This is a genomic window from Curtobacterium sp. VKM Ac-2865, assembly GCF_015350905.1.
Lineage (GTDB): Bacteria > Actinomycetota > Actinomycetes > Actinomycetales > Microbacteriaceae > Curtobacterium.
Map to the genome: position 1 here is coordinate 176,332 of NZ_JADKRZ010000005.1, position 25,661 is coordinate 201,992.

The following is a 25,661-nucleotide window of genomic DNA, read 5'->3' on the forward strand; positions in this document are numbered from 1 at the left end:
GATGAGGAGTGACATGAAGCAGAGCATGAAGATCGGGATCGTCGCGGCACTCGTGGCGATGGTGGCGGTGCCGATGGTGCCGGCCGCAGCGTCGGCCGCCCCCGCGTCAGCGCAGGGCCACGGCAACGGGCACGGCAACGGCAACGGACACGGGCACGGCAACGGGCAGGGACACGGCAGGCCGGGGCACGGCGTTCCGACGAAGTCGGGTCCGACGAGCATCGCGTACGTCGAGGTCAACAACGACGAGCTGGCGAACGTCGGCCGGTACACGTTGGCGAACGGCGCGAACGCGTTCGACGTGGCGATCATCTTCGCCGCGAACATCAACTACGAGGACGGCAAGGCCGTGCTCGTGAAGAACGAGAACGTGCAGCGCACGCTCGATGCGGCAGCGACGCAGATCCGGCCGCTGCAGGCCAAGGGCATCAAGGTGTCGCTCTCGGTGCTCGGCAACCACCAGGGCGCCGGGCTCGCCAACTTCACCTCGAAGGCCGCGGCGCGGGACTTCGCGGCGCAGGTCGCGGCGACCGTGAAGCAGTACGGGCTCGACGGCGTCGACCTCGACGACGAGTACTCGGACTACGGCGTGAACGGCACCCCGCAGCCGAACCAGCAGTCGATCGGCTGGCTCATCTCGGCGCTGCGGGCGGACATGCCCGGCAAGCTGATCTCGTTCTACGACATCGGCCCGTCGTCCGACGCCCTGAAGACCGCGAACCCGTCGATCGGCAAGAAGCTCGACTACGCCTGGAACCCGTACTACGGCACCTACACGGCGCCGACGATCCCGGGCCTGCCGAAGTCGAAGATCTCCGCGGCGGCGGTCGACATCCAGAACACCCCGCAGGCGACGGCCGTGACGCTCGCGCAGCGCACGAAGGCCGACGGCTACGGCGTGTTCATGACGTACAACCTGCCGGGTGGGGACGAGAGCGCGTACGTGTCCTCGTTCACGAACGTGCTCTACGGCCAGGCGGCGGTCTACAAGTAGGACTTCCTCCCGCGCGGTGACGGATCCGGTTCGCTCCCCTCGGGGACCGCGAACCGGATCCGTCAGGGCTGCGGGCTGCGGGCTGCAATACGGTGTCGGGATGGACACGGACCTCGGGCAGGACGACGGAGTGACGGACGCGGTCAGGTGGGCGCACGAGGTGCTCGCCGAGCAGGGGACCGCGGTGCTCGGGGTCGACGAGGTGCACCGTCGTGCGTGGAGCACGGTCTGGCGGGTGCGCACCGACGCTGAGGTCGACGCCGGCGCCGACGCCGACGCCGACGCCGACGCCGACGCCGACGCTGGAGGGGCCGCGTCGGGGGACCTGTTCCTGAAGACCGCGCCCGCCGGGGTCTCGCCGGAGCCCGCGCTGCTCCAGGTCCTCGCCCTGCACGGGGTCCCGCACGTGCAGCGTCCCGTTGCCGCCGAGGGCGCCCACGTGCTGCTGCCGGACGGCGGCCCGCTCGTCCGGACCGCACCGGACCACGACGCCCGCTGGCTCGAGGTCATGCGGCACTACGCCGAGGTGCAGTGGGCGACCGAACCCGCGGCCGCCGAGGACCTGGTCCGCGCCGGCGTGCCCGACCTCCGGCTGTCCGTGCTGCCCGACGCTGCCGCCGAGCTCGTCGCACGCTGGGTGCCCGAGCGGCCGGAGTTCGTGTCCGTCCTGCGCGACCTGACGGCCGAGCTCGACGAACTGCTGCCGATGGTGACCCTCGACCACGGCGACCTGCACGACGGCAACGCCTTCGCCGCGGGTGCCGTGCCGTTCGACTGGGGCGACGCCTGCGTCTCGCACCCGTTCCTCAGCCTGCTCGTCGCCGGGCAGCAGGAGGTGCCGGGTGCGCTGGCGGCCTACCTCGAGACGTTCTTCGACGAGCCCGGCGCGGCCGAGGACCCGGACGTGCAACACATCGTCGGCCTCGCGACCCGGCTGGCCGTCGTGCCGCGGGCGCTGAGCTGGCAGCGCGCCATCGACGCCGTCGGCACCGCGATGCCGCCCGAGTACGCGGACGCCCCAGCCGACTGGCTCCGCACGCTCGGGTGAGCCTCCCGGCTAGCGCCCCGTGACCGCGCGCCGGATCTGCTCGATCGGGACCTTCGGGCTGCGGTCGGCGTTGAGCAGGCCGTTCGTCTCCTGCATGGTGTCGGTCAGCTGGGTCCAGCACGACCCGGCGAGGAACGAGCTCGCGCGTACGGCGTCGTAGAGCGCGGTGATGCGGGCGACCCAGTCGTCGCCGTCGCTCGCCGCGGTGTAGCCCCAGCCGTCCTCGCGCGCCGAGCCGGGCTGGTAGGCGACCCCGCCGAACTCGGTCAGCATCACGGGCTGACCGGCATCGGACGCCCCGCCGACGAACTGGAAGTGCCCGGACGGCGCGATGCCCGACACCGCGGCGGCGCGTGCGGCGTCGTCGGCGTAGGTGGCGGCGAGCCGGCTGCCGTCGCCCTCGTAGTCGTGGATCGTGACGATGTCGGTGTGCTGCTGCTCCCACCCGTCGTTCGTGATCACGGGGCGCGAGGGGTCGAGCGCCCGGGTCAGGTCGGTGAGGGCCCTGGCGTAGGCCTGCTGCGCCGGGTCGTCGACGACGTGCTGGATGCCCCACGACTCGTTGAACGGCACCCACGTGGCGATCGACGGGTGTGAGGCGTCCCGCTCGACGATGGCGATCCACTCGGCCGTCAGACGCTGCACGGCGACGGGGGAGAACTCGTAGGCGCCGGGGGCCTCGGCCCAGACGAGGAGCCCGAGTCGGTCCGCCCAGTACAGGAAGCGCGGGTCCTCCGTCTTCTGATGCACCCGGGCGGCGGTGAAGCCGAGCTCCTTGATGAGCTCGACCTCACGGCGGTGGGCGAGCGGCTCCGGGGCGGCGAGGTGCGACTCCGGCCAGAACGCCTGGTCGAGCACGCTCCGGACGTCGTACGGGTGGTGGTTCAGCAGGAAACGCCCGCCCCCGACCCCGACGGTGCGCACGCCGAGGTAGCTCGTGACCGTGTCGAGCGCCCGGCCGTCGGCGTCGACGAGCTCCAGGGTGGCGTCGACGAGCCGGGGCCGCTCGGGGGACCAGGTCAGCTCGTCCTCCGCCTGGCCGTTGCGCTGCCGTCCGATCGGCACCGTCACGTCGAGCGTCGGGTGGTGCGAAGCCGCGTCGAACTCGGTCGTACCGAGGTCCTCGTCGCGCTCGTCGAACCGCAGCGCGACGCGCAGCCGGGCCCCGACGGGCGGACGCCCGCGGAACCGGACGCTCAGGTCCACCGCGGTCGGCCCGGCCGGGGTCCACCGGAGTGCGGCGACGGACGCGGTGGGCACGGCCTCCAGCCACACGGTCTGCCAGATGCCGGTGGTGCGGCGGTACCAGATCGCGTGGGCGTCCTGGTGCCAGTCCTGCTTGCCGCGCGGCTGGGTGAGGTCGTGCGGGTCGTCCTCGGCGCGGACGACGAGCCGGTGCTCGGTGACCGGTGCGCCCCCACCCGTGCCGGCACCGGCGCCGACACCGCTGCCGCTGCCGCGCAGCACCTCGGTGACGTCGAACGTGAACGGTGTGTGCCCGCCCTCGTGCTCGCCGACGAACTGCCCGTCGATCCACACCCGGGCTCGGTGGTCGACCGCGCCGAAGTGCAGCAGCAACCGCGGACGATCGACCCCGTGGCCGACGGTGACGAGGTCCTCCGGCCGGATGGTCCTGGCGTACCAGACCACGGGGTGGAAGCCGGTGTCGCCGATGCCCGACGCGGGGGACTCCGGCGGGAAGGGCACGACGATGTCCCGCGCGTCGGGGAAGCCCTGCGCCCAGCCGGCGTCCGAGCCCGCGTCCTCGTCGTCGTGGCGGAAGTCCCACGTCCCCGTGAGGTCGGCCCACGCGCCGCGCAGCAGCTGCGGCCTGGGGTGGGTGCCGTCCTGACGACTGGCGAGCGGGGGAGCGGCAGGGGCGGCGACGGCGACGTCGTCGATGACGGAACTCATGCCCGTAATTTACAGCGCTGTAAATCACCCGTCAACGGTACGGTGACCCGATGGGCAAGGTCACGCTGCAGGACGTCGCCGACCACGCGGGCGTGTCGATGAAGACCGTGTCCAACGTGGTGCGGGGCTACCGGCACGTCAGCACGCCGATGCGCGACCGGGTGCAGGCCGCGGTCGACGAGCTCGGGTACCGGCCGAACGTCTCCGGGCGCAGCCTGGCGACCGGACGCTCCAACATGCTCGCGTTCGCCTTCCCCGATCTCCGTCGGCCCTACTTCGCCGAGCTCGCGCACGTCTTCTCCCGCGTCGCGGTGCAGCACGGCTACCAACTGCTGCTCGAGGAGACCGGCGGGGCGGCGGACGGGGAGCGCTCGGCCGTCCGCGGGCGCGAGGCCGGCGTGGTCGACGGCGTGGTCATCCACCCGCAGATCATGACGCCGGCGGAGATCGACGCGATCCGCGGGGACACCGCCGTCGTGTTCCTCGGCGAGGACGTCCCACCCGAACACGCCGACCAGGTCGCGATCGACAACGTCCGCGCCGCCGCCGAGGCCGTCGACCACCTCGTGGCCCTCGGCCGCCGCCGGATCGGGTTCCTCGGACACGAGGTCGGCCCGGCCTCGCGCACCTCCACCTTCCGCCTCGACGGCTACCACGCGGGCCTGGAGCGGTCAGGGCTCCCCGTCGACGACCACCTGCTCGTCGCCCGCGAACTCGGCGACGCCCGCGGTGCCGAGGAGTCCTTCGGCCGGGCGCTCGACGACGGCCTGGTCATCGACGGCCTGGTCTGCCGCGACGACCTCGCTGCCGTCGGTGCCCTCCGCGCCATGCGGCTGCGCGGCCTCGAGGCCCCGCGCGACATCGCCGTCGTCGGCTGGGACGCCATCGGGCTCGCCGCCAGCCTGGTCCCGAGCCTGACCTCGGTCGCGCCGGACACCGTCGCGCTCGCCGAGACGGCCCTGACGCTGCTGTTCGAGCGGATGGACGGCCACGACGGCCCCGGCCGGACCGTGTCGGTCGGGCACCGCCTGCTCGTCGGCGAGAGCGCGCCGTACCCGGACGGGTCCGTGGACTGACGGCTCGGCCTGCCGGGCCCGCCACGGTGCGTGGTCGGCAACCGACACGGCCAGGAGGCCCGGCACCGGTCCGCCCCGCCGCTCGCGGTCCGGAGCACCAGCGGTCCGCAGCGTCTGCTGACCGTGGCGTCTGCGGTCCGCAGCTTCCCCGGCGGGCCCGGGCCGAGCCTCCCGTCCGGTGGTCAGGCCGCGGGGTGGACGCTCCCCAGCAGCTCGACGAGGGCGGCACGGAGCGGGTCCGGCAGCCCGATCGTCTCGAGCTCCGCGATCCGGTCCGCGCGCGGGGTGTCGCGGGCCAGCAGGGTCCACGCCTCGAGCTTCTCCGGGTTGCCGACCTGCGCGCGTTCCAGTACCTGGCGGACCGCGTCGCGGGCGTCGAGCCCCACCGTGGGCGTGCCGGCGAGCGTGACGGACGCACCCGTGGCGGTGTCGGCCGTGACGTCGACCGAGAACCGGTCGTGGCCCTGGGCGTCCACGTGCTGTCCGGGTGCGGGTGCCGCCAGGAACGTCACGCGCCAGTGCCGCGCTGTCGGGACGGCCGTGCGGTCGCCCTCGGCGGCGTCGATGTGGAACGTCGCCGTGTCCGCGTCCCATGACAGCCGCGTGGTGCAGGTCGAGGCGGGGGCGCCCTCACGGTCCTCGACCAGGGTGAACGAGCCGGAGGCGCCGGGGGCGACGAGCACCTCGAAGGAGGTCGGGTTGACGGTGGCGTCGACCTCGTCCTCGGCGGCCAGGGGCAGCACACCACCCGCGCGGAGCAGCACCGGGACGCCGTCGAGCCCGCGGTGCAGGTCCACCCAGCGGTCGCCGGCGTACGTCGTGCCGGTGAAGACGTCCGTCCAGCTGCCCGGCGGCAGCCAGGCGCGGGCGCGACCGAGCAGCGTCGCGGGGTCGCGTGGCTCGACGATCGGCGCGACGACGAGCTCGCTGCCGAAGGCGTACACGTTCGGCGCGCGGTACGCCTCGTCGCGGTGCGGCTCGAGGTGGTACAGCGGCCGGACGAGCGGGGTGCCAGCGGCGGCGCGGTGGTTCATCGTGTGCAGGTACGGCACCAGGCGGTGGCGGAAGCGCAGGGCGTCGCCCATCGCCGCGCGGGCCTCCGCCGGGAACGCCCACGGCTCCTTGCGGATGAACGGGTTGTTCGCGGAGTGCAGCCGCATGATCGGCGAGAACACGCCGAACTGCACCCAGCGGGTCGCGAGCTCGTCGTCGCGGACACCACGGGTGTGCCCGCCGACGTCGTGGCTCCACCAGCCGTAGCCGATGTTCGCGGCCGTGGCGGTGAACTCCGGCTGGAACGCCAGCGACGCCCACGACACCACGGCGTCGCCGGAGAACCCGACGGCGTAGCGGTGGCTGCCCGGGCCGGCGTAGCGCGAGAACGTCATGCCGGCGCCGCCGTCGCGCGCGGAGTCGAGGTGGTGGAAGTGGTTCAGCAGCCACAGCGGGTCGACGCCGGGCAGGCTCGTCGTGCGGCCCTGCTGCCAGTCGATCCACCAGAAGTCGACGCCCTGCTCCTCGAGCGGACGGTGCAGCACCGCGAAGTACGCGCGGAGGAACGTCGGGGCGGTCGGGTCGAACGGGATCGGGGTCTCCGTCGCCGGGTCGATGCCCATCGCCTCCGCCATCGCGGGGTAGGCGTCCTCGAACGCCCGGACGCCGTCGGCGGGGTGCAGGTTCAGCGTCGTGCGCATCCCGCGGCGGTGCAGCTCCCCGAGGAACGCGGTGGGGTCGGGGATCAGCTCGGGCTCCCACGAGTACCCGGTCCAGCCGTTGCCGAAGCGGTCCGGCACGGAGTCCACGCGGTGCCAGTCCATGTCGATGACGGCGACGGAGAACGGCAGGGACTCCTCGGCGAACCGGTCCATCAGCGCCAGGTACTCGGTGTCCGAGTACGGGTGGTAGCGGCTCCACCAGTTGCCGAGCGCCCAGCGGGGGAGCAGCGACGGCGCCCCGGACACGGCGTAGTAGGCCTGGATGGCGGCCTCGTAGTCCCGCCCGTGGGCGAAGACCGTGACGTCACGGCGGCCGGGCATGCGGGTGCCGATCCAGCCGTCGTCCTCGAACAGGAACGACTCTGAGTCGTCGAGCACGGTGATGCCGTCGCGCGCCAGGAGCCCCTGCTCGAAGGGCATCCGACCGTCCACGTCGTCGAGCGTCCTGCCCGTGCCGCCGAGGTCCCGCGCGGGCTGTCCCCAACGCCAGCGGTTGGCGTCGGGGCCGAACGTCTCGACGACGAAGCCGCCGGGGGAGAACTCCTGGCCGTCGTAGCGGAGCCGGGCTCGTGCCGTGGTGACCTCGACCCCGCTGCCGACGCGGACGACGGTGTGCTCGGGGACGGGCAGGTCGCGGCGGAGGGCGAAGGTCGAGGCACGGTCCTCGAAGCTGCCGTCCGCGCTCCACTCGACGCGGAACAGGCCGTCGCCGAGGACGGTGACGCGCCAGTGCTCGCCCGTCGTCACGGCCGCCGGGTCCGCGTGGGGGGCGGAGCCGGGGAAGGGGCGGATGACGTCGGTGGTGTTCTCTTCGTGGTGCATCAGTTCTTCACCGCTCCCTGGGTCACGCCGCTGATCACCCAGCGCTGGGCGAACAGGTAGACGATGATCGTCGGCGCCATCGCCATCAGGTACGAGGCGAAGGCGACGTTGTAGTTCGTGCCGAACTTGCTCTGGAAGATGTTCTGCACCACCGGCAGCGTCTGCAGCGTCGGGTCCGCGGTGATGAGCGACGGCAGCATGAAGTCGTTCCAGGACGCCAGGAACGCGAAGATGCCGACCGTGGCGTTCATCGGTGCGAGCAGCGGCAGGATGATCTGCCAGAAGATCTGCCACGTGCTCGCCCCGTCGATGCGGGCGCTCTCCTCGAGCTCGACCGGGATCGACCTGAGGTACGCCGAGTACAGCAGCACCGAGAACGACAGCTGGAACATGGCGTGCAGGATGCCCACGCCCACCGGGTTGTCGAGTCCGATCTCGGCCGTCAGCTTGATCTGCGGCAGCGCGATCACCGGGAACGGCAGGAACATCGCGGCGAGCAGGTAGACGAACGACCAGCGGAAGAAGCGTCGGTGCCAGTTCCGGACGATCGCGTACGACGCGAACGAGCTGAGCAGCAGGGTGGCCACCACGGTCAGCGCCGCGACCCCGAGCGAGACGGAGAACGACACCGGGAAGCGGGTGAGCTGCCAGGCCTCGGCGAAGCTCGCCGGGTTGAACGGGTTCGGCAGGGACAGCGCGTTGCCGTCGACGGACTGGGCGCTCGTCTTGAACGCCATGGCGACCGTCACGAAGAGCGGGACGAGCACCGTCAGGGAGGCCACGGCCAGGATCGTGGTCAGGATCCAGTTGGTCCCGCCCAGGCGTCCACGGCGCCGACGCGGAGGCTGGTCGGGTGCGGACGTCTTCGGTGGGCGCTGGGCTGGGGTGCGGGTGTCGAGGGCGGTCATGCGAGTCGCAGGTTCCTTCCGCGGGTCGCCGCGAGCTGCAGCACGGAGATGAGGACGGTGATGATGAAGAAGACGGTCGCGTTGGCCATCTGGTAGGCGTAATCGCCCCCGGTGAAGCCGCTGAAGATCGTCATCGCGACGCTGCTGGTCGCCGTGCCGGGGCCACCGCCGGTCAGGCCCACGATGACGTCGTACGCGCCGAGGTACCCCTTCACGCCGAGCACCGTGTTGATGACGATGAACCCGCTGATGAGCGGCAGGGTGATCGACCGCAGCTGCTTCCACGCGCCGGCGCCGTCGAGCGCGCTGGCCTCGTACAGGTCGGTCGGGATCGAGGTGAGCCCCGCCGTGTAGACCAGCAGCGCCCCGGGCACGGTCTGCCAGGCGGAGACGAGCACGATCGAGACCCAGGCGAGGTTCGGGTCGCCGAGGATGCTCTGCTCGAGCGGCGCGAACCCGACCGAGGTCGCCAGGGCCGGCAGCGTGTTCGAGAACAGGTAGTTGAAGACGTAGGCGACGATGATGCCGGACACGACCATCGGGATGACGAACACCGAGCGGAGCCCGGCGGCGAACTTCACGCGCTTCGTGAGTGCGATCGCCAGCGAGAGCGCGATGGCCTGCGTGACGATGACCGTGACGACGGCGAACCCGAGCGTGAACCCGTACGAGCCGAGGATCGACGGGTCGGACACCAGGGCACGGTAGTTCTCCAGCCCCAGGAACTTCCACTGCCCGAAGCCGAGGTAGTCCGTGAAGCTGTAGAAGATGCCGACGCACGCCGGTGCCACGACGAAGGCCGTGAAGAGCACGAGCGTGGGGATGATGAACGCGTAGTACATGCGCTCGGTGCGGCGCACGGACCCGACGCGGTGGTGCACGCGGGTGGCCGCGGTGGCCGGGCCGGGCGCGGGCTGGTCCGTGTCGGGGGACAGCGGGGTCTGCATGGTCATGAGGGCTCCTGGGGTCTCGGTCGCTGCCGGGTCAGACGGTGGCGGACCGGCCGGCGAGGCGTCGCCAGTCCGCGTCGAGCCGCTGCAGCATCGAGGTGAAGTCACCGCTCCGGATCGCCGACTGCAGGTAGTTGCCGAGGGGGATGGATGTCGGGATGAAGGTGCCGGCGCCCTGGTAGAACGCGGCGTCGTCGACGTAGCTCTGCAGGCCCGCGAGTCGTTCGTCGGACTGCGGCGGGGCGTCCTTCGTCGTCGAGTAGGCCAGGTTGTCGCGGTTGTAGGCGTCGAGCACCTCGGGCTGCATGAGGAACTCGACGAGCTCCTCGGCGCGTTCGACGTTGCCGCTCGCCGTCGGGATCCACAGGCCGAGGTCGATGTTCACGCGGGTCTTGCGGTCGGCGGGGTCGTTCGTCACGGGGAGCGCGAACGTCCCGACCTCGAGCTTGTCGTCGATGAGCGCGATCTGCCCGAGCGCCCACGGGCCCTGCAGGTACATCGCGGCCTTGCCCTTGCCGAACGCCAGGTTGCCGTCGGCGTAGGACCTGGTGGCGTGGTCCGGGTTGAAGAACGTGGAGATGCGCTTCGCCCGCTCCATCGGCACCGCGAGGGTCTTCTCGAACGACACCTCGGAGTCGGGGCCGACGTCCGCGCCGATGGTCTTCATCTTCCGGAAGAAGGCGCCGGGTTCGACCAGGCTGCCGACCGAGTAGTCGAAGAGCCCCTGCCAGAGCGTCCACGTGTCGCGGTCGGTGGCGTAGATCGGCGTGACGCCGTCTTTCTGCAGGGTGGTGCACACGTCGACGAACTCGTTCCACGTCGTGGGGACGGGCAGGTCGTGCTCGGCGAAGATCTTCTTGTTGTAGATCACGCCGGCAGCCGCCAGCGAGTACGGCAGCACGCTCGTCTGGCCCTGGTACGTGGCGTACTGCTGGCCGAGGGTCTTGATGCTGGGGCGTATGCGGTCGGCCGACGGCAGGGAGCCGAGGTCCCGCAGCACGCCGCGCTCGACGTACCGGGCGAGCTCGAGGTTGTCGTTGAAGCAGCCGACGTCGGACGGCTGCCCGCGCACGAACTGCGGGGCGATCGCCGTCGTGCTGTCGTGCACGACCCGGACGCCGGTGTTCTCGCGCTCGAACCGGCGCAGGAGCTTGTCGAAGTAGGCGATGACCTCCTGCTTCTGCTCGTAGAAGCGGATCGTCGTCGCGCCGCCCGAGGCCGCTCCGCCGGGAGCCGCGCACCCGGCGAGCGCCATCGTGCCGAGGGCGATGCCGCCCGCCGCGCTCGTGAGGAACCCGCGTCGACTGAGTGCGGTCCCGATGGTGCCTGTCCTGCTGCCGGCCATTGCTGCTCCCTCTGGCGCTCCGTCGCGCTGGACCATCTTTACAGCGCTGTAAACGCATGTCAACGATGTAACTCGGGCGGGCGTGCAACGGGTCGGGTGGGGGTGGCGAGCGGTCACGACACCCCGCTCAGGTCTGCCGACGGGTCACAGGCCGTCGGTCGGGGCGTCGCGGAGCGACGACCTCCGACTCCTCGGCGGGACGCACTCGGGGCGTCGTGACCACTCGCGTGGCCGGCACGGGCCGGACTGGAGGCTCGGTGCGGGCTGGCACCGAGCCTCCAGTCCGGCGGGTGGCTGCGCCGGGCAGTCGAGGGGGCAGGAATCGTCGGGTGCGGTCAGGTGACCCGACGATTCCTGATCCCTCGGTGAGGGTCTGAGCGTCGTGTCGGGGTCAGTCGTTGGCGAAGCCGACGTTCAGGCCGCCGGTGACCAGCACGCTGAGGTTGTAGAGGATGCTCACCACGGCGCCGAGCACCGTCCCGATGACGACGTCGAGGATGCCGAGGACGCTCGCGAACCCGAGCACCTGGCCCAGCGACACCTCGTTCTCGATCGAGTACGCCTTCTGCTGCAGGACGTCCCGCAGCAGGGCATCGACCTTGTCGAACACGCCGGTCTGGTCGAGGACCATCCACACCAGCGCCACGGCGACGACGAGCACGATCGCACCGGCCAGGGCGATGAGGAACGACAGCTTCACCACGGACCAGAAGTCGAGGTACACCAGCCGGAGCCGGACCTGACGGGTGCTGACGGGCTGCTTCGTCTTCTGCTGGAGCTTCTCGGCGACAGTGGTCATTGCTCGACTCGTCATCTCCGGCCTCGGTGGGCGCGGGTCGGGGAACGGGGTTCCAGTCTGGGAACGGCGAGCCCACGGCACATCGGTCGCGCGACGGACACCCTTCACCGCTGCGGATGACGTGCGGTGCCTGCCGGAGGTGCGGCAGCCGTCGCCGGGCTGCCGCACCTCGGGGCGTCAGGCGCGGAGCCAGGCCAGGATGTCGGCGTTGATCGTGTCAGCCTCGGTCGTCGGCATGCCGTGCGGGAAGCCGGGGTAGGCCTTCAGGGTGCCGTTCTGCACGAGCTCGGCCGAGAGCGGGCCGGCGTCGGCGAACGGCACGATCTGGTCGTCCTCGCCGTGCATGACGAGGGTCGGCACGCTGATCTTCTTGAGGTCCTCGGTGAAGTCGGTCTGCGAGAACGCGACGATGCCGTCGTAATGGGCCTTCGCGCCGCCCATCATCCCCTGACGCCACCAGTTCTCGATGATCGCCTCCGATGCCTCGACGCCCGGACGGTTGTAGCCGTAGAACGGTCCGGAGGGCAGCGCCCGGTAGAAGTTCGACCGGTTCGCGGCGAGCTGGGCCTGCAGGTCGTCGAAGACGCTCTTGGGCAGGCCGCCGGGGTTGGCGTCGGTCTGCACCATGATCGGCGGGACCGCGCTGATCAGGACGGCTCGTGCGACCCGCTCCTCGCCGTACTGGGCGATGTAGTGGGCGACCTCGCCACCACCGGTCGAGTGACCGATGTGGACGGCGTCGTGGAGGTCGAGGTGTTCCGTCAGCGCCGCGAGGTCGGCGGCGTAGTGGTCCATGTCGTGCCCGTCCGACGTCTGGCTGGACCGGCCGTGACCACGTCGGTCGTGCGCGATGACGCGGTACCCCTGGGCCAGGAAGAACAGCATCTGGGTGTCCCAGTCGTCGGCGGACAGCGGCCAGCCGTGGCTGAAGACGATGGGCTGCCCCGAGCCCCAGTCCTTGAAGAAGATGTCGGTGCCGTCGGTCGTGGTGATCGTTCCCATGAGAGCTCCTTTGTGTGCGACGCCGCCAGTACTGGCGACTCCGGGTGGGAGGAGGCCTGGCGACGGTGGCTGCTCGCCGGGTCTGCCCTCAGTGTGGCGACCCTTGGAGCCGTCGACGGGAAAGTTGACACATTGTTCACGAAAGGGCAGCCCGATGCTATGTTGGCGCGCACAACAAAACCCGGACGACGACGTCGGAGGACGCGCGATGACGCACGGAACAGACCACCGCACCGGAACGACGACCCTCACGGTGGTGGACGGGAACGGCGCCCCGGTCCCCGGCACTGACGTCACCGTCGAGCAGACCCGCCATGCCTTCTCCTTCGGCAACATCGGGTTCGACTTCATCGGGCTCGCGAACGGGGAGCCTGGCGTCGGCGACGACCACCTCGCCGACCTCTACGCCGACGTGTTCAACGTGGCGACGCTGCCGTTCTACTGGGGTCGGTTCGAGCCGGAGCGCGGGCACCCGGACACCGCGCGGCTGCTGACCACGGCGCAGTGGTTCCGCGACCGCGGCGTCGCCCTCAAGGGGCACCCGCTCGTCTGGCACACCGTGCAGCCCGACTGGCTGCTCGGCCTGCCGCTGGACGAGGTCGAGGAACTGCAGCGCGCACGCATCCGCCGCGAGGTCAGCGAGTTCGCCGGCCTCATCGACACCTGGGACGCGATCAACGAGGTCGTGATCATGCCCGTGTTCGACAACGGCGACAACGCGATCACCCCGCTCGCCCGGGCTCGAGGCCGAATCCCGATGATCCGGATGGCGTTCGAGGAGGCCCGCGCAGCGAACCCGCACGCCACGCTCCTGCTGAACGACTTCGACCTGTCGAGCGCGTACGAGTGCCTGATCGAGGGCGTCCTCGAAGCCGGTGTGCAGCTCGACGCCATCGGGCTGCAGACCCACATGCACCAGGGCTACTGGGGCGAGGACACGATGCTCGCGATGGTCGACCGGTTCGCTCGCTACGGCCTGCCGCTGCACCTGACCGAGACGTCGCTCGTGTCGGGCGACCTCATGCCCGCGCACATCGTCGACCTCAACGACCACCAGGTCGAGTCGTGGCCGTCCACACCGGAAGGTCAGGCGCGGCAGGCGGACGACGTCGAGCGGCACTACCGGAGCCTCGTGGGGCACCCGTCCGTCGAGGCGATCACGTACTGGGGGATCACCGACGCCGACGCGTGGCTCGGCGCCCCGATCGGGCTCGTCCGCGCCGACGGCACGCCGAAGCCCGCGTACGACGCGCTGCGCCGCCTGGTGAAGGAGGAGTGGTGGCTCGCTCCCACCACGGTGCGCACCGACGAGCGGGGCCAGGTGCAGGTGCGCGGGTTCCGGGGGGAGTACCGCGTCGAGGTGCGTGGGGCGGCGACCGCGTTCACCATCGGTGACGAGCAATCCGAGGTGCGGGTGAATCAACAGAGGGGATGACGGGAATCGAACCCGCGTAGCCAGTTTGGAAGACTGGGGCTCTACCATTGAGCTACATCCCCGCGCCTGCGCACGAGGCGCAGCCCCACCACTGTAGCGGACGAACGGCACGTGAGCGGACGACCAACACCGAAGCGGACGGCTCCCGCCAGCGTGGTCGTGCTCCCGCCGGACGAGGCCTCGCAGCGCACGATCCGCCGCTCCCGGGTCCTCTCCTACGCCCTCGTCGTGCTCGCCGCGGTCGTGCTCTCGCTGCGCCCGGAGGTCCTCGGCGACCCGCAGGCCCAGCCGTGGCACGCGCTCCTGCACGTGTGGCGGATCGTGCTCGGCCTGGTGCTGGCGCTCGCCGCACTCGCCGTGCAGATCGTCGTCGGCGTGCAGTGGCGGAAGGGGCTCGCGGCTGTGGAGGACGACGAGCTTCCCACAGGCCGCGCGGCTCCCGGGGACGGCGCAGCACATCCCCGCTAGACTCATCGGCGTCGCATGCGCCCTACCGGTGTGCGCGAGCACCCTGGCCCAGTCAAACGGGGCGTAGCTCAGCTTGGTAGAGCGCCCGCTTTGGGAGCGGGAGGTCGCAGGTTCAACTCCTGTCGCCCCGACCAGGACACACCACCGCCAACCATCAGGAGAATCCCCCTTGGCCAACAGCACCGTCGACAAGGTGAGCGAGACCCGCGTCAAGCTCACGGTGAACGTGACGCCGGAAGAGCTCAAGCCGAGCCTCGACCACGCCTACAAGCACATCGCCGAGCAGATCAACATCCCCGGCTTCCGCAAGGGCAAGGTCCCGCCGGCGATCGTCGACCAGCGTGTCGGCCGCGGCGAGGTCCTGAACCACGCCGTCGGCGACGCGATCGACACCTTCTACCGCCAGGCGGTCGAAGAGCAGGAGCTGCGCATCCTCGGCCGTGCCGAGGCCGACGTCGCCGAGCTCCCGAACGTCAACGACTTCACCGGTGACCTCGTCCTCACCTTCGAGGTGGACGTCCGTCCCGAGTTCGACCTCCCCGACTACTCCTCGTACGAGCTGACCGTCGACGCGGTCGAGGTCTCCGACGACGAGATCGACGAAGAGCTGCAGAACCTCCGCACGCGCTTCGGCACCCTCGTCACGGTCGACCGTCCGGCCACGACCGGCGACTTCGCCCAGATCGACCTCACCGCCACCATCGGTGACGACGAGGTCGACTCGGCCACCGGCGTCTCCTACGAGCTCGGCTCGGGCGACCTGCTCGAGGGCATCGACGAGGCCCTCGAGTCCCTCACCGCCGGCGAGTCCACCACCTTCGAGTCGAAGCTCGTCGGTGGGGACCGCGAGGGCGAGACCGCTCAGATCGCCGTGACGGTCACCGCCGTCAAGGAGCGCGAGCTGCCCGAGGCCGACGACGAGTTCGCTCAGATCGCCAGCCAGTTCGACACCATCGACGAGCTCAAGGCGGACCTGAAGGAGCAGATCGCGAAGTCGAAGACCTTCGGTCAGGGCTCCGCGGCGCGCGACCAGCTCGTCGAGAAGCTGCTCGAGGACGTCAACATCCCGATCTCCGAGAAGCTCATCGAGGACGAGGTCCACCGTCACCTCGAGCAGGAGAACCGCCTCGAGGACGACGAGCACCGGAAAGAGGTCGCCGAGTCCAGCGAGACCGCCTTCCGCTCGCAGATCCTGCTCGACTCCATCGCGGAGAAGGAGCAGATCCAGGTCTCCCAGGAAGAACTCACGCAGTACCTCATCCAGGCCGCCGCGCAGTACGGCATGGAGCCCGGCGAGTTCATCAAGGTGATCGACCAGAACGGGCAGATCCCCGGCATGGTCGGCGAGGTCGCTCGTTCCAAGGCCGTCGCCACCGTCCTCGCGCAGGTCACGGTGAAGGACTCCAACGGCGAGCCCGTCGACCTGTCCGCGTTCACCGCGGGCGTCGCCGAGCCGACCACGGTCGACGCCGAGTAGTCCGCCGCTCGACGCGACCAGCGTCATCGACAGGAGGCGCGGTGCCAGCTGGCACCGCGCCTCCCGTCCGTCACCCAGGGGGTGCTACCCCTTCACGGCACCGGCCGTCATGCCCGTGACCAGGCGGCGCTGCACGATGAGGAAGAAGACGACGACGGGCAGCGAGAACAGCACGCTCGCGGCCATCAGCCCGCCGAAGTCCGTCCCCTTGTTCGTCGAGAAGCCCGCCAGCCACACCGGCAGCGTGTACATCCCCTGGTCCTTGAGCATCACGTACGCCGTCAGGTAGTCGTTCCACGCCGCGATGAACGCGAAGACGCTCGTGGCGATGACCCCTGGCATGACGAGCGGCAACAGCACGCTCCACATGATCCGGAAGGTCCCGGCGCCGTCGGTCTTCGCCGCCTCCTCGATCTCGATCGGGACCGCGACGAAGAACCCGCGCATCACCCAGATCGAGAACGGCAGCACGCTCGCGACGTACGCCAGGATCAGCCCGAGGTAGCTGTTGAGCAGCCCGAGCGACTGGAACGACAGGAACAGCGGGATGAGCAGCGCACCGGACGGGATCATCTGCACGAACAGGATCCCGACCAGGATCGCCCGGCGCCCGCGGAACCGGAAGCGCGAGAGGGCCGCCGACGCCAGGAACCCGACGACGATCGACAGCAGCACGGCCGCCACCACGACGATCGCCGAGTTGCGGAGGTACCCGAGGAAGTTCTCCTGCGTCAGTGCGCGGGTGAAGTTCTCGATCGTCGGGTGCAGCGGGAACCAGATCGGGGTCATCGTGGTGACCTCGTCCGCCGGCTTGAACGCCGTGTTCACCATCCAGTAGATCGGGAAGACCCACACCAGGCAGAACAGCACCGCCAGGGTGTTGGCGAGCACCCGCGGGCGCTGCTTCCGCCGCCGGACGACGGGCCGCGCCACAGAACCGACTGCTGGACGCACTTCGGTGTCGGTCACAGGTCTTCCTCCCCGCTCCGGACGAGCCGGCGGATGTAGTAGCTGGAGAGCACGCCGAGGATGACGGTCGAGATGACCGCGATCGCCGCGCCCTGCCCGTAGGCGTTGGAGACGAACGACTTCACGAAGGTCCAGATGCCGAGCGTCAGGGTGGCGTCCTCTGGGCCGCCGCGGGTGAGCAACCAGATCTGGTTGAACACGTTGAAGTCCCAGATCACGGACAGGATCGTCACCAGGAGCAGGGTGGGCGCGAGCGCGGGCAGCGTGATCGCCCGGTACATCGCCCACGTGGTGGCGCCGTCGAGCGAGCCGGCCTCGTAGTACTCCGGCGCGATCTGCGACTGGGCGGCGTACAGCGTCAGCGCGACGAAGGGCACCGCCTGCCAGATCACGAGCGTCAACACGATCGTGTAGGCCTGGGCCGGGTGCGACGCCCAGTTGTCCTGCGTGTGGTCGCCGAACACCCGCATCTGCGTGACGACCCAGTTGAGCACGCCGTAGAAGGGCTGGAACAGCCACTGCCAGACCAGGCTCGACGCCACGTTCGGCATCGCCCAGGCCAGCACGAGCACCACGCTGACGACCGTGCGCATCACGACACCGAGCCGCGTGAGCAGCTGCGACACCGCCATCCCGATCAGCAGCGTGCCGAGCACCATCGCCGCGGTGACGACGATCGTGCGCAGGATGACCGGCCAGAAGCTCGCGTCCGTGAGCACGTTCGTGTAGTTCGTGACCCCGGCGAAGCCCGCCTGCCCGGTGAAGATCGCGCGCAGGCCGTACTCCTGGAAGGAGATGACGACGAGCCGGACCAGCGGGTAGACGACGAGTGCGAGCAGGATCACGGCGGCTGGGGCCAGGAGCACCAGCGGTGCCCGCGACGCCGTGACCGGACGCCGCCGGCCGGAGCGCGAGCGACCCAGTCGACCCGAGCGCCCCGGACGACCGGGACGCCCGGGACGCCCACCGCCCGGACCGGCAGCGGGACCGGCGGCGGCAGCACCACCGGCGTCAGCGCCGGCGACCGGCCCGGCAGCTGCCGGACCGGTCGTCGTGTCAGCGGTCGAGGTCATCGACTACAGACTCGCGTTGAGCGCCGAGGTGAGGTGCTTCGAGAAGTCCTTCGCCGACTCCTCCGACGTCTTCCGGCCGGTCGCCACGTCGGCGAACATCGACTGGAAGCTCGCGTCACCCTCGATCGTCGACCAGCCCGGGGTCGCCGGGGTCGGACGGCTCGTCGAGGCGGCCTCGAAGTACGGCTTGTGCAGCGTGTCGACGTCACCGGCGACCGCCGAGAGCAGCTGCGTGGAGTTCGGCTCCCAGCCGTCCACCCCGAAGACCTGGTCCTGCTGGAACTTCTTCGAGGTCAGGATCTTCATGTAGTACAGCGCCAGGTCCTGGTTCGCCGACTTCGCCGGGATGCCGAGGTCCGAGCCGCCGAGGAACACCGGCTGCGTCCCGGATCCCGACACGGACGGCATCGGGAACGTGCCGATCTGGTCCTTCAGCTCCGGCTTGGCGGTGGTGATCGATCCGATCTCCCACGCTGATCCGAGGAACGCCGAGGTGTTGCCCTGCGCGAAGATGTCCGACTGCGCCGGCTTGTCCGTGTTGATGTCCTGGGTGGACGTCGCCGAGTACGCGTTCTGGAACTCCTTCCAGGCGTCGAGCCCCTTGACGGCCTTCGCGGAGTCGAGCGTGCCGGTCCACTTGCCGCCCTTCTCGGTCGCGATCTGCCCGCCGGCGTCCCACACCCACTGCAGGCCGCCGTACCAGTACTGGCCGGGCATGTAGAACGCGGAGAAGTCGCTGCGCGTGTTCGCTGCCTTGACCTTGTCGAGGTCGGCGGTGAGCTCCTCGTACGTCGTCGGGGCCGCGGTGACGCCCGCGTCCGCCCAGACCTTCTTGTTGTAGATGACCGCACGGTTGCCCGCGAAGAGCGGTGCGCCGTAGAGCTTGCTGTCGACGGTGGCGGGCCCCTCGAGCCCGGAGAGCCACTCCTGGCCGCCCTTGAGCTCCGACTTGTACGGCGTCAGGTCCTTCAGCCCACCGGTCGCCGCGTACACCGGCACCTGGGTGTTGCCGAGGTCCACGATGTCAGGGGCGTCCGACTGGGCCAGCGCGGTGGTCAGCTTCGTGGTGATGCCGTCCCACTGCTGGGTCTGCAGCTTCACCTTCGCCCCGGTGGCCTTGGTGAACTGTGTCTCGGCGGCGTCGAGCACCTTCTCGCTGAGGTCGCCGTTCATCATCCAGACGGTGATGGTCTTGCCCTTGCCATCGGGTGTGCCGATGGACTTCGTGCCGCTGTCGGAAGCGCCGTTGCTCCCTGCTGAGCACCCGGTGAGGGCGAGCGCGGCCGCCAGGCCGAGCGCACCGAGTGCAGTGAATCGCGTGCGTGTCACGTTGACTCCCTAGGTCCGGCCTTTATGAAAGGTCGTTGCGTATTCCGTAATAGAAGACCCTGGGCGGCCCCGTGTCAACCGTTGGATCGGTCCCTGTGGACACCCGTGATCCGCGTGTTTCCGGGGGATCACGGATGGCGAACGAATCGACACCGATGCTTGACGAACTGGTCATGACCACCGATCATCCGCAGTTCGCGTCGTGGTCGGGAACCCGACTGCCTGGAGGCCCGGTGCCGGTCTCGCGGACCGGCACCGGGCCTCCAGGCGGTACAGCAGACACACCCCTAGACGGCCGCCAGCGCACTCGTCGGCGGGATGCGCGCTGCGCGCGCGGCCGGGTACCACCCGGACACCCCGCCGATGACGACCGTCGCGCCGAGGCCGCCGAGGACCGCCCACGGGGGGATCGCCACCGGCCACCCCTGTCCGACCGCGAACACGACCGTCACCGCGACGCCGATGACCACGCCGGCGACCCCGCCGAGGAACGACAGCAGCAGTGACTCGACGAGGAACTGGTCGCGGACGTCCCGTCGCCGAGCACCGAGTGCACGACGGACACCGACCTCGGCCCGCCGTTCGAGCACGGTGATGACCATCGTGTTCGCGACGCCGATGCCCCCGACGAGCAGTGCCACGCCGCCGATGCCGACGAGCAGCCCCGTGAAGGAGTCGTCCGTGGCGTTCTTCGCGGCGAGGGCGTCGGACGGCCGACTCACGCCCACGTCCTGCGGCGACCCCGGGCTGATCGCGCGGGCGAGCACGTCGCGCGCCGCGGCGACCTGAGCGGGGTCGACGCGGGAGTACACGGCGGTCGGGTGCCCGTCGAAGCCGAGCGACGCAGCGGTGCTCGGCGGGACGAACACCTGGGCGTCCAGGTCCTCGGCGAGCGCCATCGGGGCGAGCGTCCCGACCACCTGCACCCAGCGGCCACCGAGCCAGACGCGGGAGTCCGCTCGGACGTGGTCGATCCCGAGCGCTGCGGCGGCAGCGGCCCCGAGCACGACCTGGTCGGGCGCGTCCGACCCGGCCACGAGCCAGCGCCCGGACTGCACCGAGCCGCCGAGCACCGCGGGGACGTCGCCCTCCGCCGCCATCACGCCGATGCCCTTCGTCTCGGGTTCCGGCACGTACGGGGTGCGGTAGACGTGGGCACCCTCGACCTTCCCGACGGCGGCGGCGGACTCGACGTCGTCCTGGCGCAGCACCGACCCGAGCGCCGTCGGTGGCAGCGGGGGCGTCTCGGTGATGCCCTGCGCCGTCGTGACGGTGAGGACGTTCGTGCCGAGGGCGCTGAGGGCCCGGTCGAGCTCCGCCTTGCTCGAGGTCGAGATCCCGACGACGGCGATCATCGCCGCGATGCCGATCGCGATGCCGAGCGCCGACAGCACCACGCGGCCCGGGCGGGTGCGGAGTCCGAACACCCCGAGCCGGAGCAGGTCGCCCGGCCCGAGGGTCCTGCGGGCGCTCACCGTGGGCCGCCGATCGACGCGGCGAGCGCGGCGGCCGTGGACATGGGCGTGGCCGTGTCCGTGTCCGTGTCCGCCGCGTCCTGCTGCACGAGACCGTCCCGCATCCGGACCTGCCGTGGCAGCGACGCCGCCAGCTCCAGGTCGTGCGTGATCACGAGCACCGTCGTGCCGCTCGCGTTGAGGTCGCGCAGCAGCGCCAGGACCGCCGCCCCCGACGCGGTGTCGAGCGCCCCGGTCGGCTCGTCGGCGAGCAGGATCGTCGGCGCCCCGACGACCGCCCGCGCGATGGCCACACGCTGCTTCTCGCCACCGGAGAGCTCCGGCGGCCGGTGGTGCACGCGGTGCCCGAGCCCGACGCGGTCGAGCGCCTCGAGGGCACGCCGACGTCGCTCGGACCGGGTCGTGCCGCTGTAGAGCAGCCCGTCGGCGACGTTCTCCGCCGCAGTCGCTCCCTGCTGCAGGTGGAAGTGCTGGAACACGAAGCCGACGTGCTGCGCCCGCAGGAGTGACAGCGCGTCGTCGGTCATCGTCGCGACGTCGTTCCCGGCGATCGTCACCGTGCCCGTGGTCGGCCGGTCGAGCGTGCCGACGATGTTCAGCATCGTCGACTTGCCCGACCCGGACGGCCCGACCACGGCGACGAGCTCCCCGGCGGCGACGTCGAGCGTGACCCCGCGGAGGGCTCCGACGTCGCCGTACGTCTTCGTCACGTCCCGCAGCGACAGCACCGGACCAACGGAGCGCGCGCCCGCGGCACGCCCGCCGGCGTGCGGCAGCCCGGCCCCGGCCGTCCCGCTCATGCCGGCACCACCACCCGGTCGCCCGCGGTGACGTCCCCGGTGACCGCGACGCGGCCCGAGGCCGTGAGCCCGGGGACGACCCGCACACGCTCCGTCGTGCCGTCGCGGCGCACGACGTCGACGGCGTAGCGCCCGCCATCGACGGCCACCAGCGCCGCGACCGGCACCGACAGCACGTCCTGGGCCGTGGTGCCCTGCGCCTCGATCCGGGCAGAGCCCGCGGCGGGCAGCTGTCGGTCGCCAGCGTCGAAGGACACCGAGACGTCCACCTTCGTGGCGGCGTCGTCACCTGTCGCCGGTCGGACGTCCGTGACCTCGCCCGTCATCGCGTCCCCGATCCCGTTCACGCGGACGTCGACCGCCGTGCCGACCGCCAACCGTTCGGCGTCGCGCTGGGACACCGTCGCCGTGACGATGCGCTCCGTGCTCGTCACCTGGAGCACGTCGCCGCTCGCGGGCTGCCCGAGCTGCCCCACGACCGACGCCACCCGGACCGGCCCGTCGACGAACGCGACGTCGTCCGCCGTGAGCACCCCGGTGACCTCGTGCCCACGGGCGCGCTGCCACTGCTCGACCGCTCGCTGCGTCCGCGGGCCGAAGGCGTCGTCCTGCGCCACGTCGTACCCGAGCGCGGCCAGGTTCTCGTTGAGCTGTCGGACGTCGGTGCCCGAGGTCCCGCGCTCCAGGTCCCGCCACAGCGGCACCGTGCCGTACATCGACCGGACGGCGCGCTCGTCGACGGCGTACAGGAACCCGTCGCGGGAGATCACCTGCCCGGGCTCCGGCAGCCAGGTGAGCGTGCCCGATGCAGCTCCGGGCACGCCGGTGGGGGTCCCGTAGCCGAGCGACCCCGCGAACACCTCCGAGTCGGTGAGGTCGCCCTTCGTCACGGTCGTGGTCGGCCCCGTGTACCGGTCACCCGCGCCGGCGGACGCCGCTGCCGATGCACCTGTCCGCGCCTCCGCGACCGCCCACGTCCCGGCACCGGCGGCGAGCACAGCGACGAGTCCCACGGTGACGAACAGCCGTGTGCGCCCCGAGGCCATCACGGCGCGACCCCGGCCAGGCTCCCGCCGAAGGCCTCCTCGGTGCAGGACTTGGCGACCTCGTCGAACGCCGCCTCGTCGTCGGGGCGGTACTGGATCTTCCCCTCCTCGTCGTCGGGGTAGTCGGCGAAGCCGTGGTCCCGGATGCACGCAGCCGCCTTCCGGGTCCGCTCCGGGTCCAGGTCCATCGGCTTCGCCGCCGGCGCGTCACCGGCACCGGTGCCGTCCCCGAGGCAGCCCTTCAGGTCGTCGCGGTACTGGTCGGGGTCGACGCCGTCCGGCGCGCTCAGCTGCATGGTGGAGCCGGAACCGTCAGGGTCCGGCATGTCGTACCCCTGCTCACGCATGCACGCGGCCAGGGACGAGCCCTTCGCCGCGGACCCAGGGGTCGTCGAACCGGTGGCCGTCTCGTCGCCCTCGGGCGATCCGCCCGAACAGGCGGCGAGGAGCCCCGGCAGCAGCAGCATGGCCGCGGTGGTGGCGAGGAAGGCGCGGGTCCGACGGGTGGTCCTGGTGGTGTCTGTCGTGGTGTCCATGCACCCAGCACACCGGACCGGCTGTTGCGGCCCGCGTCCCCGTCAGCTCACATCGACGAAACACCGACCCGGACGCGCAGGCCGCCGCGCTCGCGCGACTCGACCCGCAGGTGCCACCCGTGCGCCTGCGCGACGGCCGCGACGATCGACAGCCCGAGGCCGCTGTGTCGTCGTCCGGGCACTGCGTCGGCGCACCGCCGGAAGGGCTCGACGAGCAGCGGTGCCACGTCCCCGGGCACGACTGGCCCGGAGTTCTCGACGACGATCCCGTCTTCCGCGGTGGTGACGTCGACGAACCCGTCCGGCACGTTGTACTCGACGGCGTTGCCGACCAGGTTCACCAGGAGCTGCCGCAGCAGGGTCGGCTCGCCCAGGACGGTGCCAGGACCGCCGGGAGGCCCGGTGCGGCTCCGGAGCGTGACGGTCACCCCCGCCTCGGCTGCCGTCCCGGTGACGCCCTGGACGACCTCGTCGGCGAGCGCGGCGAGGTCGACGGACCGGGTCGCACCGGCGAGGCCCCGGTCCGCTTCGGCGAGCACGAGGAGCGACTCGACGAGGTGCTCGGTCCGGCGGTTCTGCTCGAGGAGCTCGTCGCGGGTGGCGCGGAGCTCCTCGGCGTCGCTGTGCTCGTGCAGCCCGATCTGCAGGGCCGCGCGCTGGACGGCGAGCGGCGTGCGGAGTTCGTGGGACGCCTGGGCCACGAACCGACGCTGGCTCTCGAACGCCGTCTCCAGCCGGTCGAGCAGGTCGTCGACGGTCCGCGAGAGCCGGCGGAGCTCGTCGTCCGGGCCGTCCAGGGCGATGCGCTCGTGCAGGTTCGACGCCGAGATCCGGTTCGCCGTCGCGGTGATGCGGTCGATCGGCCCGAGCATCCGCCGGCTCAGCAGCCACCCGATGCCGGCGGCGACGACCCCCGCCCCGGCGACACCCACTGCCGCCCACTGCCACTGCTGCACGGCGACGACCCGGACGATCGCCAGCTCGGTCCCGCTGCCCGTTCCGTCGGCCCCCGGGTCCCGCTGGGTGGCGACGCCGCCCGGCACGGCGGATGCCATCGGGGCGAACGGCTCCAGCGGCGTCGCCGGCACCGCTGCCCCGATCGCCGCCTGGGACATCAGGTTCGTGAAGACCACGACCGCGGTCGCGAGCGCCATCGCGGCGACGGCGAACACCAGGGCGGTCCTGGCCCGGATGCTCCACGTGCGCCTCACAGCGCGTAGCCCTGGCCCGGCACCGTCCGCACCGGGTCGGGGTCCCCGAGCTTCCGGCGGAGCTTCGACATCGTCACCCGCACGGCCGAGGTGAACGGGTCGATGTTCATGTCCCAGACCTTCTCGAGCAGCTCCTCGGCAGGGACGACCCGTCCGTCGGCACGCAGCAGGGTCTCGAGGACGCCGAACTCCTTGGCGGTCAGGTCGAGCGGCCGGCCGTCCCGCGTGGCCATCCGTCGGTTCGTGTCGAGGGCCAGTCCGTCGCGCTCCAGGACGGGTGCGACCGGGGCGACGCTCCGCCGTCCGAGTGCGCGGACCCGGGCGACGAGTTCCGGGTACTCGAACGGCTTCGTCAGGTAGTCGTCCGCGCCGAGCTCGAGTCCGTGCACGCGGTCGGACAGGGTCGTCGCCGCGGTCAGCATGAGGACCCGGGTCACGCCACCCCTGCCGGCGACACGTCGGGCGACCTCGTCGCCGTGGACGCCGGGCAGGTCCCGGTCGAGCACGACGACGTCGTAGTCGTTCACCGCCAACAGCTCGTCGGCGACGTCGCCCCGGTAGGCGACGTCGACGGCCATGCCCTGCCGGGTCAGCCCCGTCGCGATGAGGTCAGCGAGGGCGGTTTCGTCGTCGGCCACGAGGATGCGCATACAGACATTGCACGTGACATACCTCTGAACCGGCTGAGCCAGCCAGGCGACGCGGTGTCAGCGCGAGGCGTCGAAGGGCACTTCGCCATGCTGGCTCACTCCCGCGCGCTGCCGGTAGGCCAGGTGCCCGCCGAGGTAGCCCCCGACGCTCACGACCGTCAGAGCGGCGAACCCGGTGAGCTTGCCGGCACCGTGGTTGCCCGCCTTCCGCTGCAGCCAGGACAGCCCGTAGAGCGAGATGCCCACCCAGTTGACGGCCTGGTGCACCCAGCCGGTGCGGAGCTGCTCGCGGTCGAGCTCGGACCAGTCGACGTACCCGGCGAGGCTGGCGCTGCCCGAGGACACGAGCCCGACCCCCACGAGTGTCTTGGCCGCCTTCGCGTTGCCCTTCCCACCGAGCAGGTCGAGCACCGCGGCGGAGATCCAGGCGCCCAGCGGCACCTGCACCATGAGCGGGTGGATCGGGTGCCCGAACGGCACCCCGTGCAGCAGTTGGCGCAGCGCTCGCGGCTTGGCGGTCAACTGCACGACCTTGCGGTCGAAGTCGACGGCGGGGTCGATGATGCTCGCGCCCTCGATGGCGTCGGTGAGGCGACGGAACGCACGGATCTCAGGCATG

The 25,661-nt window shown here is 71.1% G+C and carries 23 protein-coding genes and 2 tRNA genes; 7 read left to right on the forward strand and 18 right to left on the reverse strand.

Features of this window, described 5'->3' with window-relative positions; translation table 11 throughout:
- Positions 1-13 precede the first annotated feature (13 nt).
- Both ITJ54_RS13390 and ITJ54_RS13395 read left to right on the forward strand, forming a co-directional pair.
- Positions 14-994, forward strand: coding sequence for an endo-beta-N-acetylglucosaminidase H (locus tag ITJ54_RS13390; protein WP_228509409.1), 981 nt, complete (start codon positions 14-16; stop codon positions 992-994).
- Between the two features lie 100 nt (positions 995-1,094).
- Positions 1,095-2,042, forward strand: coding sequence for a hypothetical protein (locus tag ITJ54_RS13395; protein WP_194629045.1), 948 nt, complete (start codon positions 1,095-1,097; stop codon positions 2,040-2,042).
- Positions 2,043-2,051: 9 nt separating this feature from the next.
- Here ITJ54_RS13395 and ITJ54_RS13400 read toward each other — a convergent pair whose 3' ends face one another.
- A complete protein-coding gene (locus ITJ54_RS13400; protein ID WP_194629046.1) occupies positions 2,052-3,956 on the reverse strand; it encodes a glycoside hydrolase family 2 protein in 1,905 nt (634 codons plus the stop codon).
- 50 nt (positions 3,957-4,006) lie between these two features.
- Between ITJ54_RS13400 and ITJ54_RS13405 the strand changes: the two genes are divergently transcribed.
- Positions 4,007-5,032, forward strand: a complete 1,026-nt coding sequence (locus ITJ54_RS13405; protein ID WP_194629047.1) for a LacI family DNA-binding transcriptional regulator — start codon at positions 4,007-4,009, stop codon at positions 5,030-5,032.
- Positions 5,033-5,214: 182 nt separating this feature from the next.
- Here ITJ54_RS13405 and ITJ54_RS13410 read toward each other — a convergent pair whose 3' ends face one another.
- From ITJ54_RS13410 to ITJ54_RS13435, 6 genes are all read right to left on the reverse strand, one after another.
- Entirely contained in the window at positions 5,215-7,569 is a 2,355-nt protein-coding gene (locus ITJ54_RS13410; protein ID WP_194629048.1) for a glycoside hydrolase family 31 protein, read from the reverse strand.
- On the reverse strand, positions 7,569-8,477 hold the full coding sequence (locus tag ITJ54_RS13415) for a carbohydrate ABC transporter permease (protein WP_194629050.1): 909 nt from the start codon (positions 8,475-8,477) through the stop codon (positions 7,569-7,571). The genes ITJ54_RS13410 and ITJ54_RS13415 overlap by 1 nt, the downstream gene beginning before the upstream one ends.
- Positions 8,474-9,430, reverse strand: a complete 957-nt coding sequence (locus ITJ54_RS13420; protein WP_194629052.1) for a carbohydrate ABC transporter permease — start codon at positions 9,428-9,430, stop codon at positions 8,474-8,476. The genes ITJ54_RS13415 and ITJ54_RS13420 overlap by 4 nt, the downstream gene beginning before the upstream one ends.
- 31 nt (positions 9,431-9,461) lie before the next feature.
- Entirely contained in the window at positions 9,462-10,772 is a 1,311-nt protein-coding gene (locus ITJ54_RS13425) for an ABC transporter substrate-binding protein (protein WP_194629054.1), read from the reverse strand.
- A gap of 391 nt (positions 10,773-11,163) precedes the next feature.
- The gene (locus ITJ54_RS13430; RefSeq protein WP_194629056.1) at positions 11,164-11,571 is read right to left on the reverse strand and encodes a DUF3566 domain-containing protein; all 408 of its coding nucleotides are present in this window, start codon (positions 11,569-11,571) and stop codon (positions 11,164-11,166) included.
- A gap of 177 nt (positions 11,572-11,748) precedes the next feature.
- Positions 11,749-12,573 carry an alpha/beta fold hydrolase gene (locus ITJ54_RS13435; protein ID WP_194629059.1) on the reverse strand — a complete coding sequence of 275 codons (825 nt, stop codon included), beginning with the start codon at positions 12,571-12,573 and terminating at the stop codon, positions 11,749-11,751.
- 208 nt (positions 12,574-12,781) lie between these two features.
- Here ITJ54_RS13435 and ITJ54_RS13440 point away from each other — a divergent pair, with 208 nt between their 5' ends.
- On the forward strand, positions 12,782-14,008 hold the full coding sequence (locus ITJ54_RS13440) for an endo-1,4-beta-xylanase (RefSeq protein ID WP_194629061.1): 1,227 nt from the start codon (positions 12,782-12,784) through the stop codon (positions 14,006-14,008).
- Here the strand turns inward: ITJ54_RS13440 and ITJ54_RS13445 are convergent.
- Positions 14,000-14,070, reverse strand: a tRNA-Gly gene (locus ITJ54_RS13445). The two genes, ITJ54_RS13440 and ITJ54_RS13445, sit on opposite strands and share 9 nt — an antisense overlap.
- 49 nt (positions 14,071-14,119) lie before the next feature.
- On the opposite strand from ITJ54_RS13445, the gene ITJ54_RS13450 reads away from it, so the two are divergent.
- The 3 genes from ITJ54_RS13450 to tig all read left to right on the forward strand — a co-directional run bounded on the left by ITJ54_RS13450 (position 14,120) and on the right by tig (position 15,953).
- The gene (locus ITJ54_RS13450; protein WP_194629063.1) at positions 14,120-14,476 is read left to right on the forward strand and encodes a hypothetical protein; all 357 of its coding nucleotides are present in this window, start codon (positions 14,120-14,122) and stop codon (positions 14,474-14,476) included.
- A gap of 57 nt (positions 14,477-14,533) precedes the next feature.
- A tRNA-Pro gene (locus tag ITJ54_RS13455) sits at positions 14,534-14,610 on the forward strand.
- A gap of 35 nt (positions 14,611-14,645) precedes the next feature.
- Positions 14,646-15,953 (forward strand): trigger factor, encoded by a 1,308-nt coding sequence (gene tig / locus ITJ54_RS13460; RefSeq protein WP_194629065.1) that lies wholly within the window; start codon positions 14,646-14,648, stop codon positions 15,951-15,953.
- An 84-nt stretch (positions 15,954-16,037) separates the two neighbouring features.
- Here the strand turns inward: tig and ITJ54_RS13465 are convergent, their stop codons facing one another.
- The 10 genes from ITJ54_RS13465 to ITJ54_RS13510 all read right to left on the reverse strand — a co-directional run bounded on the left by ITJ54_RS13465 (position 16,038) and on the right by ITJ54_RS13510 (position 25,660).
- Entirely contained in the window at positions 16,038-16,922 is an 885-nt protein-coding gene (locus tag ITJ54_RS13465; protein ID WP_323741721.1) for a carbohydrate ABC transporter permease, read from the reverse strand.
- Positions 16,919-17,995 (reverse strand): carbohydrate ABC transporter permease, encoded by a 1,077-nt coding sequence (locus tag ITJ54_RS13470; protein WP_194629067.1) that lies wholly within the window; start codon positions 17,993-17,995, stop codon positions 16,919-16,921. Before ITJ54_RS13470 ends, ITJ54_RS13465 begins: the two co-directional genes overlap by 4 nt.
- A 3-nt stretch (positions 17,996-17,998) precedes the next feature.
- Positions 17,999-19,324 (reverse strand): sugar ABC transporter substrate-binding protein, encoded by a 1,326-nt coding sequence (locus ITJ54_RS13475; protein WP_194629069.1) that lies wholly within the window; start codon positions 19,322-19,324, stop codon positions 17,999-18,001.
- A 287-nt stretch (positions 19,325-19,611) separates the two neighbouring features.
- Positions 19,612-20,799, reverse strand: a complete 1,188-nt coding sequence (locus tag ITJ54_RS13480) for an ABC transporter permease (protein WP_194629072.1) — start codon at positions 20,797-20,799, stop codon at positions 19,612-19,614.
- The gene (locus ITJ54_RS13485) at positions 20,796-21,599 is read right to left on the reverse strand and encodes an ABC transporter ATP-binding protein (protein ID WP_194629074.1); all 804 of its coding nucleotides are present in this window, start codon (positions 21,597-21,599) and stop codon (positions 20,796-20,798) included. Before ITJ54_RS13485 ends, ITJ54_RS13480 begins: the two co-directional genes overlap by 4 nt.
- Positions 21,596-22,612 (reverse strand): peptidoglycan-binding protein, encoded by a 1,017-nt coding sequence (locus tag ITJ54_RS13490; protein ID WP_194629076.1) that lies wholly within the window; start codon positions 22,610-22,612, stop codon positions 21,596-21,598. Before ITJ54_RS13490 ends, ITJ54_RS13485 begins: the two co-directional genes overlap by 4 nt.
- Before the next feature lie 32 nt (positions 22,613-22,644).
- Positions 22,645-23,181 (reverse strand): hypothetical protein, encoded by a 537-nt coding sequence (locus tag ITJ54_RS13495; protein WP_194629078.1) that lies wholly within the window; start codon positions 23,179-23,181, stop codon positions 22,645-22,647.
- 47 nt (positions 23,182-23,228) lie between these two features.
- Positions 23,229-24,392 carry a sensor histidine kinase gene (locus ITJ54_RS13500; protein ID WP_194629079.1) on the reverse strand — a complete coding sequence of 388 codons (1,164 nt, stop codon included), beginning with the start codon at positions 24,390-24,392 and terminating at the stop codon, positions 23,229-23,231.
- The gene (locus ITJ54_RS13505; protein ID WP_194629080.1) at positions 24,389-25,042 is read right to left on the reverse strand and encodes a response regulator transcription factor; all 654 of its coding nucleotides are present in this window, start codon (positions 25,040-25,042) and stop codon (positions 24,389-24,391) included. Before ITJ54_RS13505 ends, ITJ54_RS13500 begins: the two co-directional genes overlap by 4 nt.
- A gap of 57 nt (positions 25,043-25,099) precedes the next feature.
- Positions 25,100-25,660, reverse strand: coding sequence for a DUF2231 domain-containing protein (locus tag ITJ54_RS13510; RefSeq protein WP_194629081.1), 561 nt, complete (start codon positions 25,658-25,660; stop codon positions 25,100-25,102).
- Position 25,661 lies beyond the last annotated feature (1 nt).

Coding starts and splice junctions, on each gene's coding strand:
- ITJ54_RS13390 (WP_228509409.1), top strand. CDS start 14: ATGAAGCAGAGCATGAAGATCGGGATCGTCGCGGCACTCGTGGCGATG.
- ITJ54_RS13395 (WP_194629045.1), top strand. CDS start 1,095: ATGGACACGGACCTCGGGCAGGACGACGGAGTGACGGACGCGGTCAGG.
- ITJ54_RS13400 (WP_194629046.1), bottom strand. CDS start 3,956: ATGAGTTCCGTCATCGACGACGTCGCCGTCGCCGCCCCTGCCGCTCCC.
- ITJ54_RS13405 (WP_194629047.1), top strand. CDS start 4,007: ATGGGCAAGGTCACGCTGCAGGACGTCGCCGACCACGCGGGCGTGTCG.
- ITJ54_RS13410 (WP_194629048.1), bottom strand. CDS start 7,569: ATGCACCACGAAGAGAACACCACCGACGTCATCCGCCCCTTCCCCGGC.
- ITJ54_RS13415 (WP_194629050.1), bottom strand. CDS start 8,477: ATGACCGCCCTCGACACCCGCACCCCAGCCCAGCGCCCACCGAAGACG.
- ITJ54_RS13420 (WP_194629052.1), bottom strand. CDS start 9,430: ATGACCATGCAGACCCCGCTGTCCCCCGACACGGACCAGCCCGCGCCC.
- ITJ54_RS13425 (WP_194629054.1), bottom strand. CDS start 10,772: ATGGCCGGCAGCAGGACAGGCACCATCGGGACCGCACTCAGTCGACGC.
- ITJ54_RS13430 (WP_194629056.1), bottom strand. CDS start 11,571: ATGACCACTGTCGCCGAGAAGCTCCAGCAGAAGACGAAGCAGCCCGTC.
- ITJ54_RS13435 (WP_194629059.1), bottom strand. CDS start 12,573: ATGGGAACGATCACCACGACCGACGGCACCGACATCTTCTTCAAGGAC.
- ITJ54_RS13440 (WP_194629061.1), top strand. CDS start 12,782: ATGACGCACGGAACAGACCACCGCACCGGAACGACGACCCTCACGGTG.
- ITJ54_RS13470 (WP_194629067.1), bottom strand. CDS start 17,995: ATGACCTCGACCGCTGACACGACGACCGGTCCGGCAGCTGCCGGGCCG.
- ITJ54_RS13485 (WP_194629074.1), bottom strand. CDS start 21,599: ATGAGCGGGACGGCCGGGGCCGGGCTGCCGCACGCCGGCGGGCGTGCC.
- ITJ54_RS13495 (WP_194629078.1), bottom strand. CDS start 23,181: ATGGACACCACGACAGACACCACCAGGACCACCCGTCGGACCCGCGCC.
- ITJ54_RS13505 (WP_194629080.1), bottom strand. CDS start 25,042: ATGCGCATCCTCGTGGCCGACGACGAAACCGCCCTCGCTGACCTCATC.
- ITJ54_RS13510 (WP_194629081.1), bottom strand. CDS start 25,660: ATGCCTGAGATCCGTGCGTTCCGTCGCCTCACCGACGCCATCGAGGGC.